The 14,474-nt window shown below is 42.0% G+C and carries 18 protein-coding genes and 4 tRNA genes; all 22 read left to right on the top strand.

Features of this window, described 5'->3' with window-relative positions; genetic code table 11:
• Positions 1 to 197 precede the first annotated feature (197 nt).
• Positions 198 to 848 (top strand): (d)CMP kinase, encoded by a 651-nt coding sequence (locus tag HZA10_04290; GenBank protein MBI5195525.1) that lies wholly within the window; start codon positions 198 to 200, stop codon positions 846 to 848.
• Entirely contained in the window at positions 845 to 1,489 is a 645-nt protein-coding gene (locus tag HZA10_04295; protein MBI5195526.1) for a 1-acyl-sn-glycerol-3-phosphate acyltransferase, read from the top strand. The genes HZA10_04290 and HZA10_04295 overlap by 4 nt, the downstream gene beginning before the upstream one ends.
• On the top strand, positions 1,470 to 2,306 hold the full coding sequence (locus HZA10_04300) for a 4-hydroxy-3-methylbut-2-enyl diphosphate reductase (GenBank protein MBI5195527.1): 837 nt from the start codon (positions 1,470 to 1,472) through the stop codon (positions 2,304 to 2,306). Before HZA10_04295 ends, HZA10_04300 begins: the two co-directional genes overlap by 20 nt.
• A gap of 13 nt (positions 2,307 to 2,319) precedes the next feature.
• A complete protein-coding gene (locus tag HZA10_04305) occupies positions 2,320 to 3,675 on the top strand; it encodes a 30S ribosomal protein S1 (GenBank protein ID MBI5195528.1) in 1,356 nt (451 codons plus the stop codon).
• 1 nt (position 3,676) lies between these two features.
• On the top strand, positions 3,677 to 4,531 hold the full coding sequence (gene sppA, locus HZA10_04310; GenBank protein ID MBI5195529.1) for a signal peptide peptidase SppA: 855 nt from the start codon (positions 3,677 to 3,679) through the stop codon (positions 4,529 to 4,531).
• A 100-nt stretch (positions 4,532 to 4,631) separates the two neighbouring features.
• Entirely contained in the window at positions 4,632 to 4,916 is a 285-nt protein-coding gene (locus HZA10_04315; protein ID MBI5195530.1) for an integration host factor subunit beta, read from the top strand.
• Positions 4,917 to 4,921: 5 nt separating this feature from the next.
• Complete coding sequence (gene cobA / locus HZA10_04320; protein MBI5195531.1) at positions 4,922 to 6,502, top strand: uroporphyrinogen-III C-methyltransferase; 1,581 nt, start codon at positions 4,922 to 4,924, stop codon at positions 6,500 to 6,502.
• A 150-nt stretch (positions 6,503 to 6,652) separates the two neighbouring features.
• A complete protein-coding gene (locus HZA10_04325; protein ID MBI5195532.1) occupies positions 6,653 to 6,868 on the top strand; it encodes a hypothetical protein in 216 nt (71 codons plus the stop codon).
• A 72-nt stretch (positions 6,869 to 6,940) separates the two neighbouring features.
• Positions 6,941 to 7,087 carry a hypothetical protein gene (locus HZA10_04330; GenBank protein ID MBI5195533.1) on the top strand — a complete coding sequence of 49 codons (147 nt, stop codon included), beginning with the start codon at positions 6,941 to 6,943 and terminating at the stop codon, positions 7,085 to 7,087.
• A gap of 472 nt (positions 7,088 to 7,559) precedes the next feature.
• On the top strand, positions 7,560 to 7,829 hold the full coding sequence (locus HZA10_04335; GenBank protein ID MBI5195534.1) for a hypothetical protein: 270 nt from the start codon (positions 7,560 to 7,562) through the stop codon (positions 7,827 to 7,829).
• A gap of 464 nt (positions 7,830 to 8,293) precedes the next feature.
• Positions 8,294 to 8,623: a nucleotidyltransferase domain-containing protein gene (locus HZA10_04340; GenBank protein ID MBI5195535.1), complete on the top strand. Its 330-nt coding sequence runs from the start codon at positions 8,294 to 8,296 to the stop codon at positions 8,621 to 8,623.
• Positions 8,598 to 9,011: a HEPN domain-containing protein gene (locus tag HZA10_04345; GenBank protein MBI5195536.1), complete on the top strand. Its 414-nt coding sequence runs from the start codon at positions 8,598 to 8,600 to the stop codon at positions 9,009 to 9,011. The genes HZA10_04340 and HZA10_04345 overlap by 26 nt, the downstream gene beginning before the upstream one ends.
• Before the next feature lie 328 nt (positions 9,012 to 9,339).
• Entirely contained in the window at positions 9,340 to 9,579 is a 240-nt protein-coding gene (locus HZA10_04350; GenBank protein MBI5195537.1) for a hypothetical protein, read from the top strand.
• A 27-nt stretch (positions 9,580 to 9,606) separates the two neighbouring features.
• Positions 9,607 to 10,809, top strand: coding sequence for a caspase family protein (locus tag HZA10_04355; GenBank protein MBI5195538.1), 1,203 nt, complete (start codon positions 9,607 to 9,609; stop codon positions 10,807 to 10,809).
• A gap of 66 nt (positions 10,810 to 10,875) precedes the next feature.
• A complete protein-coding gene (locus tag HZA10_04360) occupies positions 10,876 to 11,736 on the top strand; it encodes a DUF4384 domain-containing protein (GenBank protein MBI5195539.1) in 861 nt (286 codons plus the stop codon).
• Between the two features lie 50 nt (positions 11,737 to 11,786).
• Entirely contained in the window at positions 11,787 to 12,224 is a 438-nt protein-coding gene (locus HZA10_04365; GenBank protein MBI5195540.1) for a nucleotidyltransferase domain-containing protein, read from the top strand.
• Positions 12,225 to 12,650 (top strand): DUF86 domain-containing protein, encoded by a 426-nt coding sequence (locus tag HZA10_04370; GenBank protein ID MBI5195541.1) that lies wholly within the window; start codon positions 12,225 to 12,227, stop codon positions 12,648 to 12,650.
• 151 nt (positions 12,651 to 12,801) lie between these two features.
• Positions 12,802 to 13,542 carry a 23S rRNA (guanosine(2251)-2'-O)-methyltransferase RlmB gene (gene rlmB / locus HZA10_04375; protein MBI5195542.1) on the top strand — a complete coding sequence of 247 codons (741 nt, stop codon included), beginning with the start codon at positions 12,802 to 12,804 and terminating at the stop codon, positions 13,540 to 13,542.
• 311 nt (positions 13,543 to 13,853) lie between these two features.
• A tRNA-Thr gene (locus HZA10_04380) sits at positions 13,854 to 13,929 on the top strand.
• A gap of 90 nt (positions 13,930 to 14,019) precedes the next feature.
• Positions 14,020 to 14,104 (top strand) — tRNA-Tyr (locus HZA10_04385).
• 112 nt (positions 14,105 to 14,216) lie between these two features.
• A tRNA-Gly gene (locus HZA10_04390) sits at positions 14,217 to 14,288 on the top strand.
• 93 nt (positions 14,289 to 14,381) lie between these two features.
• Positions 14,382 to 14,454: transfer RNA gene (locus HZA10_04395), tRNA-Thr, on the top strand.
• Positions 14,455 to 14,474: the final 20 nt, after the last annotated feature.

A 14,474-nucleotide genomic window follows, 5' to 3' on the forward strand; every position in this document is an offset into this window, starting at 1 on the left:
TCGCAAAAAAGTTTAAAAAAACATTAAACGATCAATTAACTCGTCCATGCTCGTCGTGTCATTCCGACTTGTTCGGAATCGTTCTTTTTTTAACTATCTGTATTTAAGAAGGATTCCAGACAAGCTGGAATGACATATAAACATAGTTGAGCTTGATTAAAGTAGCTTTCAACTTAAATACGAAAGACGGTTAATAAATGAATAATATTATAACAATAGACGGTCCTTCAGGCGCAGGCAAGAGCGCCATAGCAAGACAGCTTGCTCAAAGACTCGGCTACACATATCTTGACACAGGCGCGCTTTACAGGGCTGTCGCATGGAAAGTAAGGCATGATAATGCAGACCCTGATGACAGCAAACACCTTCAGGACCTTCTCAGAAAAATCAATATCACCCTTTCAGAAAACAAGATTATTGTAAATGGGACAGATGTTACTTCTATGATACGGACGCCGGAGATATCAGAATTAAGCTCCAAGGTTTCTGCCATTCCAGTTGTCAGGAAGCATCTCTTCAAACTGCAAAGGGAAATCGGGCTTAAAGGCAGGGTGGTCATTGAAGGAAGGGACACCGGCACTGTTATTTTTCCCGAGGCGAATAATAAATTTTTTATGGACGCAACTCCGGAAGAAAGAGGCAGAAGGAGATACGAGGAATTAAAGGGGAAAAACCCTGAAACAACACTGAAAGAAACTATTGACGGCATTAAGACAAGAGACGAAAGGGACTCAACAAGGCAGAGCGCACCGCTTAAAAGGACTGATGACATGATTTATATTGACACCAGCAATCTTACAATTGAGCAGGTTATCACAAAAATAATGGGGTCGCTGAAAACAACTTGAAGATAAAATCATTCAGTGATTTTTTCTATTTAGTGATTACCACTGTGCTGATAAGGCTTATTGTGCGCAGCTGCGGCCGTGTGTATATTAAAGGAGCGGACAACATCCCGTTGGAGGGAGGAGTAATTATAGCAGTAAATCACACAAGTTATTTAGACCCTCCGCTTATTGGCACAGTGACTCCGAGGAGGGCCACATTTATGGCAAGAAAGGGGCTTTTCAGCATTCCCCTGCTCGGCTGGGTTATTAAACACTATGCATTCCCTGTAGACAGGGCCAAGACGCTTCCGTCAACAATAAAAGAAGCAGTCCGGAGGCTGAAAAACGGTGAACTGCTCGTCATTTTTCCTGAAGGAAGGAGGAGCGAGACAGGGGAGCTGACCGAAGGCAAAAGAGGAGTCGGAATGGTAGCGGCGCTGAGCAAGGCAGTCGTCGTGCCTGCGTTTATTTCAGGCACTGACAAAATGCTGCCTGTCGGCGCAAAATGGCTGAAACGGGCTGACATTCTGGTAATGTTCGGCAGGCCTTTGGATTTTCATATAACAAACAGCAGGGATGAGGATTTACATATATCCATTACTCAAAAAATCATGACCGCAATCGGAGAACTAAAAAAAAGCTATGCAGATAATAGTGGCTAAAAAAGCAGGGTTTTGTTTTGGTGTTAAACGGGCTATAGATATTACCTTTGCCCTTGCAAAGGATACCGCAGGAACATATACTTTAGGCCCGCTCATACATAATCCCCATGTCATTAATAAACTCATTTCTCAGGGAGTCGCCCCGACTGAGGATGTGCAGTCTCAGAAAATAAAAACCCTTATCATAAGAACGCACGGCATATCTCCCCAGCTTTATGAGAAAATATCAAAAATAGGCTATAAGATTGTGGACGCCACCTGCCCTTTTGTTAAAAAAGCGCAGAAGTTTGCCCAGACACTTAAGGAAGAAGGTTATCAGGTGCTCATCGTCGGCGATAAGGAACATCCGGAGGTTCAGGCATTATTAGGCTTTGCGGGCGATAATGTTCTTGTTGTAAACAGCAGCAACCCCCTCCCGCCTTTTAAAAACAGGGTCGGAATAATTGTTCAGACAACACAGCCGTTTGAAGCGCTTAAAAAAATCGTGAGCGGGGTCCTCGGCATTGCAAAAGAGGTCAAAGTCTATAATACAATATGCAATTCAACATCACAGCGGCTTGAAGAAACAAAAAACCTGGCAAAGGAAGTTGACGCCATGATTATCGTCGGCGGTAAAAACAGCGCCAATACAACGCAACTTGCCAGGCTTTCAGCAGAAATTTGTGCTAAAGTATATTTCATAGAAGATGCCGGCGAGCTTCGGGAAGAGTGGTTTAAAGGGGTGAAAAAAGTCGGCGTGACAGGGGGCGCTTCAACCCCCGCATGGATAATTGACAGGGTAGTTGCAAAACTTAGTGAAATTTCTGTTAAAACATAATATAATACAGCCAATGGAACTGCAAAGAGAAGATTTAAACAGTCTTTATGCCGAAACTTTCAAGGGATTGAAGGGATTGCATGAAGGCACAATCATCAGGGGAAAGATTATCCTGAAGAAACAGGACGGCATTATTGTAAACATAGGCTGCAAGTGCGAGGGATTCATTCCGTTAACTGAATTCTCCCAGGATGAACTCAGCGCCGCAGTCCCAGGCAATGAGATTGAAGTCTATGTAACAAACAAAGATGTCTCAAACGGCTTTATTTCCCTGTCAAAAGACAAGGCTGCAAAAATAAAGATATGGGATGTGTTAGAAAATGCACTGCATCAGGGCGTTCCGATAGACGGGAAAATCGTAGGTAAAGTCAAGGGAGGCTTGAGCGTTGATATTTCAGGGGTTAAAGCCTTTCTCCCCGGCTCTCAGATAGATCTGAGGACCTTAAAAGACACAGACCATCTCATAGGACAGGTATTCCCCTTTAAGGTAATAAAGGTTGATAATAAACGGTCTAACGTAATCGTCTCAAGGCGGGCTCTGCTTGAAAATGAGCGCGAAAAACAAAGGGAAACAATCCTTTCAACTATTAAGGAAGGGGCTGTTGTAAAAGGCCTCGTTAAAAACATAACAGACTACGGGGCCTTTATTGACCTCGGCGGAATAGACGGCCTGCTGCACATATCAGACATGTCCTGGGGCAGGATAAGTCATCCCGGCGAACTGTTCAGCATCGGCGACACCGCCGAGGTAGTCGTGCTTAAATTTGACAGCGAAACGGCAAGGGTTACCCTCGGCTATAAACAGAAAAAAAACGATCCCTGGATTACGGCAGAGGAAAAATTTCCTTGCGGCAAAATGGTTAAAGGAAAAATTATAAATATTGTTGATTATGGGATTTTCATAGAGATTGACGAAGGTCTTGAGGGCCTTGTGCATATAACCGAACTTGACTGGGCGGAGAAAATCAAAAAACCGTCCAAATATTTTTCCATTGGTGATGTTGTTGAGGCAGTCATCCTTAAGGTCTCCTGCGCCGAGAAAAAAATATCGCTGAGCATAAAACAGCTTAAGCCTAATCCGTGGGAGATAGTTAAGCAAAAATACACTGTCGGCCAAAAAGTTATCGGAAGGGTAAGGAATTTTACGGATTTCGGGGCCTTTATAAGCCTGGAAGAAGGCGTGGACGCACTGCTGCACATATCGGACATCACATCCGCCAAGCCCATAAAGCATCCTTCAGACGTCCTTAAGAAAGGACAGGAGATAGAAGCTACTGTTATCAGCATTGACGCAGAAAAAGAAAGAATGTCTCTTGGACTGATGGAAGCTGCCGGCAGCCAGGCAACCGAAGAAGCAACAGGAAGTTAACATGAAAAAAACTATAATCTTTTTCTCCCTCTTTGCTGTGCTCATTGCGCTGTTGAGCCTGATACTGGCGTTGACACACAAAGTGCCGTTAGGCGAGCATGTCGCTCTGATAAGGGTAGAAGGCGTAATTATGGACTCACGGAATGCAATAGAAGAATTGAAGGAATACTCTGACGACCCTTCAATAAAGGCCATTGTCCTGCGCGTTGACTCCCCGGGCGGAGGGGTGGCCCCGTCGCAGGAGATATATGAAGAGATTAAAAAAGTAAAGCAAAAGAAAAAAGTGGTTGTTTCAATGGGCTCTGTGGCAGCATCAGGCGGTTACTATATTTCATGTCCGGCAGACAAAATAGTCGCTAATCCCGGAACGCTTACAGGGTCCATCGGCGTAATAATGGAACTGCCGAACTTTGAAGGACTTATGAATAAAATCGGCGTAAAGACCGAGGTGATAAAAAGCGGCAGGCACAAAGATATGGCCTCGGCCTTCAGGACCATGCTGCCTGAAGAGAGAAAACTTCTTCAGAATGTGCTGGACGATGTCCACGAGCAGTTTATCAATGCAGTTGCCGACGGCAGAAACATGAAAGTTAAAGATATTAAAGAACTTGCCGACGGAAGGATATTCACCGGGAAAAATGCCAAGGCCATCGGTCTTGCCGATGAACTTGGAAATCTTGAGGATGCAATCAATCTTGCGGCAAAACTCAGCGGAATAAAAGGCAAACCCAAGGTTGTCACGAAAAAAGAGAAATTCAGTTTTTTAAACATGATAGCGGACAGTTCATTAAAAGAACTGATAAAGGTGAAGGACGCTGTCCCGACAGTCAGAATAAATTATATGTTTGCGCCATAAAACAGTAAACAGTGAACGGTGAACAGTTTTTTACTAAATACTTTTCACTAACGACTATTCACTATCTTTACTTATATTCACTTAAATAAAAGGGGGAATTATGACAAAATCAGTCCTGATTGAAAAAATAGCAGAAAAGGTCAAAGACCTCAATCTGACAAAAAAACAGACGGAAGTCGTGATAGAAACTGTATTTGAAAGCATAAAAGAAGCCCTTGCCAAAGGCGATAAGGTTGAGGTGCGGGGATTTGGCAATTTCAGGCTTCGTCACAGAAAGTTCAGAAAGGCAAGAAACCCTAAGACCGGCGAGTTCGTAGAAGTCCAGCCAAAAAAAGTTCCCTTTTTTAAAGTCGGCAAAGAACTCAGGGAAATGATAAACAAGTAAATAGTGTGCCGGGTAAAGTTTACATAGTAGGCGCCGGCCCCGGCGACATCGGGCTCTTTACGGTAAAAGGGGTTAAATGCCTTCAAAAAGCAGGGGTAGTCGTATATGACTTTCACCTCAATGCCCAGATACTGAATTACATAAACCACGATGCTGAGTTTATCTATGCGGGAAAACGCGGCGGACAGCACACCCTCACGCAGGAGCAGATAAATCAGATACTTGTTGATAAGGCAAAACAGGGCAAGGTCATTTGCCGTTTAAAAGGGGGCGACCCGTTTGTATTCGGCAGAGGCGGCGAAGAGGCGGAGACACTCTCAAAAAATAATATTGAATTTGAAATTGTTCCTGGTGTAAGCTCTGCAGTTGCCGCGCCTGCTTATGCAGGAATTCCCCTGACCCACCGTCTTTATTCCTCATCTTTTGCAGTTGTCCCCGGCTATGAAGACGCATCAAAAGTGGAAAGCTCAATCAACTGGGCAAATCTCGCAACAGGCGTAGGAACCATAGTCTTTCTCATGACCGTAAAGAATATCAGCACTGCATGCCGTAGGCTTATTGAAAACGGCAGAAGCCCCGATACTCCGGTTGCTGTTATAAGGTGGGGCACAAGACCCGAGCAGACAACTATCACGGGCAATTTGAAGAATATTGCCGGACTAATCAAAGCGGAGGATATAAAACCTCCGGCAGTAATGGTCGTAGGCGATGTTGTGAATCTTAGGGATAAGCTTAAATGGTATGAAAAAAAACCGATGTTCGGGCATAGAGTTCTCGTCACAAGAGAACACTCAGGCGGTTTTGAGCAGTTGGAAGAATTAGGCGCTGAAATAATGGAGTTTTCCACTGTTGAAATCGTGCCGCCCAAAGATTGGGGCAAACTTGACAAGGCTGTTGCAAAGATAGACTCATACAACTGGTTAATATTCACAAGCGCAAACGCAGTTAAATTTTTATTCCGTCGGCTTTTTGAACTGAACAAAGACATCCGTGATTTAAAGGGAGTGAAAATCTGCGCCATAGGCGCAAAAACAGCAGAAGCGATCAATAAGTTCGGGATAAGGGTGGATTTAGTGCCTGAAGAGTTCAATGCGGAAGGAATTATTAAATCAGTTCAAGCGTTCAAGCGTTCAAGCGTTCAAAGTGACAAGGACTCAGCTTCCGAACTCCGAACTCCAAACTCCAAACTATTAAAGGGAGTGCGTTTTCTCCTGCCGCGGGCAGAAGTTGCGCGGGAAATTTTTCCGGAAAAGGTTAGGGGACTTGGCGGTGAGATAGATGTTGTTACTGCATACAGAGCAGTAAAGCCTGAAGTGCATGGAAAAAGGCTGAGAAGATTTTTAAAAGAAGGGAAGATCTCAATAGCGACATTTACCAGCGCGGGAACCTTTAAAAATTTCATGGAGATAATGGGCGATGAGGCTCACGGGCTTTTAGAAGGCATTGCAATAGCGGTAATTGGTCCCGTAACCGCAAAGGCGGTTCAAAAAGCAGGTCTGAAAATTGACATCATGCCGAAAGAGGCGACAATTGAGGCAATGGTTAAGGCGATAATTGAATGGGCAGGGAACAAAGGCAGAGGATAGTGGAAGTTAACCCCATTCAACATATGGCAGCTTAAATTAATGCTGACTGTTTACCCATTGAAAAACAACCCCTACTTGTAAAATCAAATGGCTTTAAAATTACACAATAAAGTTTCCTGAAATGCTATAATATTTTCAGAGGAGGTTGAGATGCAAACAACATTAAAAGGCAATAAGGTATTGTTTGAATTATCTTTGGGAGAAATTGACAATGATATACTTTCTTTTCTGTCAACCCTTAAGATTGCAAGAAAAAGCAGAGCAAAGGAAAAAGAAATATTCAGGCTTTCTGAAGAAATAAAAGAGAAATGGTGGAAAAAGAATAAGAAAAAATTTATTGATGAAAATAGTAATAGACGTAGATAGTAATATCCTTTTTTCTGCCCTTCTGAGCGCTGATAACCGATTTAAGACACTCCTGCGGAGTTATGTAAAGATATTGATGAAAAAGATACTCCATTTATAGCCCTCTCAATATTTCTTGATGCTTATTTTCTTACCGGAGACAAAAAACTTTTTGATGGCTTAAAAAATAAAGGTTTTGAGAAAGTCATGTCTGTAAAAAAGCTTGAGAAACTTCAATAGTTCATAGGATAATCAGAAAGGTTTTAAAACAACAGGGTATAAAACCATAGAACTCCTGCAATGAAAATGACAGCCAATGTCATCAGATTTAGTTCTCTCCTTAATGTAAAAAATACCTTGATAGAAGGCGCCCAGCGTTGTATTATCTATAAAAATTCCCCCTTAGAAAAGGGGGCGGAGGGGGTTGTTATATTCCCCCTTAACAAAGGGGGAAACAGGGGGTTGTTGTAAAGATTTCGTCATTGACCTGAAAATGCTTTTAACACTGTCATTCCGGCAGGTCGTAAGCCGGAATCCAGAGTTTTCTGATTTTCTAAAAAGAATAAATCCCATGACAACTATCTCCGTTAAAAAAATCACTTTCCTTTTCCTTGTCATATTTGCGATAGGCCTGGCGGGAACTGCCTTTGCCCAAACATAGTAAGTACTGTTATATTTTATAATTCTATTGAATTAGAGTAAAATAGAGCAAATGGGAGTTACAAATATTTTAGAAAAAAAACATGCGATATTAGTCACAGAATTTGACCGTTATGTTACGGAGCATCCTGAGTTTGCCGAAAAAATCCCCAAAAACGCCCAGATTGTTTTGCAGGTTGAAGGAGACGAGGATTATAACAAATGGTGTAGACGAATTGCTGATAAACAGAGAGAGGCGCGCCAGCCGGTTGTTTACGTCAGAGTAAAAGGATTAAAACCTGCCAAATCAAGACTGATTAAACCGGAAGTTGCGTTAGTGTAAATGTCCGATTAAGGTCAGCGGCTTGCTTTAAATTCTTCCATGTAGATTTCAGGCACAGCCGGCATATACCGTAAAATGTGTGAAAATTACCTTGATTGAAGGCGCCCTGCGTTGTATTATCTATTCAAAAATTCCCCCTTAACAAAGGGGGATTCAGGGGGTTGTTATAAAAAAACCTTGAAATCCGTCATTCCCCGATTTAATCGGGGAATCCAGTCCTTTCCAATATTATATAATGTAAAATAAATCCCATGACCGCCATTCCCGCTAAAAAAATCACTTTCCTTTTCCTTGTCATGTTTGCGATAGGACTTGCGGGAACTGCCTTTGCCCAGTCAGAGGATGAGGTGCTGAAGCACTATCCGCAGAAGTGCTGGATATAATAATGGTTTATGATATAATGAAACTAAAAATAAGCTTAATTTTTTGGATACAATTTAGAAAAGGAAGTTTGAAAAAAATATATGATAAATAAAGAACTCATTAAAAAAGCTGTTGCAAAGATATCTGCTCAGTTCAATCCTCAGCGTATTATCCTTTTTGGCTCATATGCGAGGGGCACCGCTGATGATAAAAGTGATATTGACCTTTTAGTGATATGTCCTCTAAGGAAAAGGCGACGGACCTTAATGCTTGAAATGGATAGAGTGCTGAAGGGTTTAAAATTGGCAAGGGATATTGTTGTGCTAAGTCCGGGGGAATTTGAGATTGAAAAAGAAATCTCAGGCACAATAGCCCGTTATGCATGGAAGGAGGGAAAACCTCTCTATGAACATAAACAAAAAAGTAAATGAAATTGCAAGAGAATGGATTGGACATGCCGAAGAAGATTTGCGGCTGGCAAAACATGCATTTAAGCTCTCAAGTTCGTGCCCATATAAACTGGTTGCTTTTCATGCACAGCAGTGTGCGGAGAAATATTTAAAGGCTTTTCTGACAATTAAAAATGTGGATTTCCCTTATACGCATAACATATCCCTGTTGCTGGAGTTATGTTCTTCCTATGCCGACTGGGCAAAAGATTTGCACGAAGCTGAGGATTTAACCCCCTATGCAATTACCGCCCGTTATCCCGGAAAAGATAAAGTAACTAAAAAAGACGCCGTTAAAGCTGTAGAGACTGCCAATAAAGTTCGTAAGATAATCAGAAAAGTTTTAAAACAACACAGTATAAAACCATAGAACTTCTGCAATGGAAATAGCAGACAATGTCATCAGATTTAGTTCTCTCCTTAATGTGAAAAATACCTTGATAGCGGGCGCCCAGCGTTGTATTATCTATAAAAATTCCCAACAAATTCCCCTCTATAAAGAGGGGTTAGGGGTGTGTTGAAAATACGGGCATAGAGGGGTTGTTATAAAGATTTCGTCATTTATAGGTTTGTCATGCCGGCTTGTCCGGCATCTTTCTTAAGAAGGATTCCCGACAAGCGGGAATGACAGCCGAAAGGCAAAAGTGTTCCCATGCGGATTCAAGTTATAAACTTAAACCCGCAATAAAATAAATCCCATGACAACCATCTCTGATAAAAAAATCACTCTCCTTTTCCTTGTCATATTTGCGATAGTCCTTGCGGGAACTGCCTTTGCCCAGTCAGAGGATGAGGCATTGAAACTTTATCAGGAAGGGCAAGAGGCACAAAAAAACGGCAAGTATCAGGAGGCGCTCGGATATTTTGGAAGGTCATTAAGAATCTTTTGTGCATTAAACCTTAATTTTGGAATTGAAATGTTTGGGTTCAAGTTGTAAACTTGAGCCACAGAAATGGAGGGGAAAATGCTATTAAAAGTATGCAAATATTTTCTGTTAATTTTTAATTTTTTAATTATTACAGGCTGTGCAACATCTCCATATGGCAAAGATGCAACTGTCGGTTGGTTTCATGGTGGAGACTACAAAATCCGTGTTATTACAACACCAGAAGGAGCACGTGTCTATGCAGATGGAAATTATGTTTGCATGTCACCATGCTCAGTCATGGCATACACCGCCCAAGTGCTCTCAATCACAAAACCCATTTCTTCTCCCAAAACTATTCGGATAGAAAAAGAAGGTTACTTAACTCGTGAGATACAACTTAATTCTCGTTGGGATCTGGAAAAATTTGGGATTCTTCGTTTAACTCTCTCCCAAATGGATCAAAAAATTAATAAATTATCTGATATTTCATCTCAAATCCCTGTCTCCACCCTCTGGCGTGCACCCCGTATAACAAGAGTGCTGTCAGTGGGCGTAGGAAATTTCAGGGATGCCTCCATCCCGCAGGTTGAAAATGCCGCATCTGATGCCCGGTATTTTTCATCATTTGCACAGTCAGTAGGCATCCCGCAGGAAAATATCACATCCCTTTCCAATGAACAGGCAACACGCAGTGATATTACAGACGCAATTCTCAAATTAAAGATGGCGACTACAGAATCCTCTGAAACGGCCATTCTCTATTTTTCAGGTCATGGAGCGCCTGTAGTCAAAGACGGCAATGTCATAGATGCCGCACTTGTCCCCTATGATGCCAGAGAAAGCAGTCTTGAATTTACAGGCATAAGACTGTCCACCCTGAAAGAAATGCTCTCCAATACCAGAGGCAACTGGATTGTGATTCTTGATGCCTGTTTTACCGGCAAAGAAGGCAGAAGCCTTATGGCAAAGAACATTAAAGGAATAACAATAGTGCCAAAGGGATTTAAGGCTGTTCAGGATACAGGCGAGAATTCCTGGTGGGTGACAGCCACAAGCAGCGACAACTTTGCCAATGACTTTTCAAAGGAAAAACGTGGGCTTTTTACCTACTATTTTGTCAAGGCGCTTGCCGGCGAAAAAGGAGTTGATGCAAACAAAGACGGTCTTATCAGCCTGAAAGAGGCATTTGACTGGACAAGGGCAGAGGTACGGGATGTCTCTGCAAAGTCACTCGGCCGCCCGCAGATTCCTGAACTGATTGGCGAGGGCGATGTAATACTTACCATGCCAAAACAATGAAGATATCTTGCCGAATTTTGATTTTTGCTTTTTCTCTTTTTACGAATATCTGATTAAGGAGGAATCATGAAAAAAGTATTTCTCACATTATTTTTGACCCTGGTTTTAACTGCAAATCTCTACGCCGCGCAGTCCACTATCACTGAATCCGAGGGCTATTCATGCATGGGCGAAGACAAGTCAAGGAAGCAAACCGAGCAGACAGCAATGGCTGATGCAAAGAGGAATGCAGTTGAATATGCCGCAACTTATATCAAGAGCGAAACGCAGGTCAAAGATTTTGAGCTTCAGAAGGATTTGATTGAAGCTTATTTAAGGGCGTCTGTGAAGGTAATTCAGGAGATTAAAAAGGAATGGTACAAAGACGCTTCTGCAGGAGACTGTTTTAAAATTAGAATTAAGGCAGAGGTTATTCCTGATGAAAAGGCAATGGAAAAGGTTGCCAAAAATATACAATCTGACGATGACCCGTCTGCGCCGTTAAGTATTCAGCTTTGGACAGACAAAAAGGAATATAAAAAAGGTGAGATGGTAAAGGTCTATGTCAAAGGCAATAAGCCTTTTTATGCACGCGTTTTATACAAAGACGCAGGCGGTGAATTACTGCAATTGCTTCCAAATCCATACAGAAAGGATAATTATTTTAACGGCGGGGTAATTTATGAAATCCCTTCGGGAAATGACAAGTTTGACCTTGAGGTAAGCTCGCCGTTCGGTGAGGAAAATGTGGTAATCTATGCAAGCACATCCCCTTTGGGTGAGCTAAATCTCAAATCAGAGGGCGGGGTTTATCAGATAAAGACAAAGGCATCGGATGTGGGAGACAAGACAAGGGGGATTACATTTAAAGAAAAGACAGGGGATAAAGCAACACAGGCATCTGAGTTTTTTGAGGAAAAGGCGGTTGTGAGAACAGGGCAGAGATAAAACAAAGTCCGGTTGATAAAATCCTATGTGTTTGTTAAGATGGCAGTATCATGCAGGCGGCAAAAAAATACATTGTTAATAAAGAAACGCGCTATGAACTCATTGAAAGGATTGCCGGCTATTTCAGGAAGGATGAAGAGGTTTCTTTTGCGTATATCTACGGCTCATTTAACGAATCAGGAGAGTTTAACGATATAGATGTCGCTGTCTATCTTGAAGAGTCATTTGCCGTAAAAGAAAATACCATTGACTGTCAGCTTGAGCTTGGGGTTAATCTTGAGAGGGAATTAAAAGGCTACACCGTTGACTGCAGGGTACTTAACACCGCCCCTCTTTCGTTTCGTTTTTCAGTAATTACCTCAGGGGACCTCATCTACTCAAAAGATGAAGCCAAAAGGGTTTCTTTTGAGGTAATGACGAGGAATCTCTACTTTGACTTTAAACCCCATGCTGATTTCTACTATCAAAAGATTGCGTTGGGAAGATAGATGACACCGATTAATCCTGAAGTTGTAACGAGGCTCCTTACTGAAATGGAGCAGGCTGTTGGAAAGTTGAATGTCTTATCCTCGCTTTCACAGGATGAATTTCTTTCTGACTCAAAATATTATGACTCCGCAAAATATAACTTGATAGTAGCTGTTGAATCTCTTATTGACCTCTGCAATCACATCATCGCACAGAAAAGGCTTGGGAAACCGGAGGACTATGGGGATATCCTCAGGATCGCAGGGAAAGAGCTTACCCTTAATGCTGATTTTATAAAAAGTCTTGAGAAGATGGCAAAATTCAGAAATCTTATTGTTCACTTATACTGGAAAACTGATAATGCAGAGGTTTATAACATATTGAAGAACAACCTTGGTGACTTTGACAAAATAAAAAAGTCATTGCAAGAATACTTAACCCGCTAATTATCAGACAATCTTTTCCATTATCCCTTAAACCGGCAGACGTGGTTCGGAATCATAAGAAAGATTCTGGACAAGCCAGAATGACAGAAATAAGGCAACCCTGTAGCAAGTTACAGGGAATAATCAAGTTTAAAACTTAAATGAAATTTCCATGAAACAATCAACAGACGACTGGATTTACGGCATTAACCCCGTGCTTGAGGCCTTAAAAGCCGGCGGCAGGATTAAATCCATCCATATCTCATCAGGCAGGCACAGGACTGTCCCTGAAATAATTCAGGCGGCGGAAAAAACTGGAATACACGTAACAATTGAAAACGAGGATTTTTTTAATAAGACATTCCCAAAGGGACATCAGGGGGTTGCGGCAAGGATTTCGCAAAAGGGATATGTTGAGCTCGGCGAGTTGTTAAAGATACCTTCAGAGAGAAACGAGCCTGCATTTTTTTTAATCATGGACTGCATAGAAGACCCGCAAAACTTAGGCGCAATCTTAAGAACAGCCGAGACTGCCGGGGTTCACGGTATTATCATCCAATCACACAGGGCAGCAGGGCTAAGCCCTGCTGTTTACAAATCATCCGCCGGTGCGGTAGAATACATGCCGGTAGCTCAGGTATCCAATATCAAACATGCCATTGACCTCCTGAAAAAAACCGGAGTTTGGATATACGGGGCTGACATGCAGGCCAAAGAAACACTATGGGATACTGATCTCAGGGGCCCTGTTGCAATTGTACTGGGTTCTGAAGGCTCAGGCTTAAGAAAAACTGTCAGGGAGCACTGTGATTATCTCCTTAGAATCCCCCTCAAGGGAAGGGTTTCCTCATTGAATGTCTCTGTTGCCTCTGCATTGATTGTTTTTGAAGCATTAAGGCAACGCACAAGATAGCAAAAACCCTGCCAAATTAAAAAAGTTGTAAAAAATGCATCATTATTGTTATACTACTTGACTAAAAATATATTTTTTTACTATAATTTATAGTTTTAAAAGTCTCTGTTTTTACCGAAAAAATATAAACGTGCGGGGAAAACTGTTTTTAGTCACCGGCATGACGGGGAAATATATGCTTTTTTATTGTATTGCTTATCTCCTCAAAGTACAAGGCAAATTCCAGGTAATGACAGTGAATAGTCATTAGTGAATAGTATTCAGTAGAAACACTATTCACCGTTTATTTTTCACTAACAACTGTAGTTAACGCCGATGTAGCTCAGTTGGTAGAGCAGCTGATTTGTAATCAGCGGGTCGGGGGTTCGAATCCCTTCATCGGCTCCATGTTATAACAGCAGTTAAGAATTGAAAGTTAAGAGTGAAGGAAACAAAAACTAATAACTTTTAACTAATAATTGTTAACTAAACCGGGAAGGAGAGGTACCCGAGTGGCCAAAGGGAGCAGACTGTAAATCTGCCGGCGATGCCTACGGAGGTTCGAATCCTCCCCTCTCCACCAGCGAAATTTGCAGAGCAAATTTCGCTGAAAAAAGTTAAGAAGAGTTAAGAGTTACGGAAATAATTACTTTTAATTTTTAACTTATAACTTTTTACTCTTAACTATAGTTTTTGCGGGAGTAGCTCAGTGGTAGAGCGTCAGCCTTCCAAGCTGAGGGTCGCGGGTTCGAATCCCGTTTCCCGCTCTTGAACGGTAGTAAACAGTTGACCGTTGACAGATGACAGAACTCAAACTGACAACTGTTAACTGACAACTGTCAACTGATAACTTAGTTATTGCCCATGTAGCTCAGTTGGCAGAGCACATCCTTGGTAAGGATGAGGTCACCGGTTCAATCCCGGTCATGGGCTCTGGGAATATGATTTCACAG

The sequence above is a fragment of the Nitrospirota bacterium genome, assembly GCA_016212185.1.
In the GTDB taxonomy this organism is placed as follows: Bacteria; Nitrospirota; Thermodesulfovibrionia; order UBA6902; family DSMQ01; genus JACRGX01.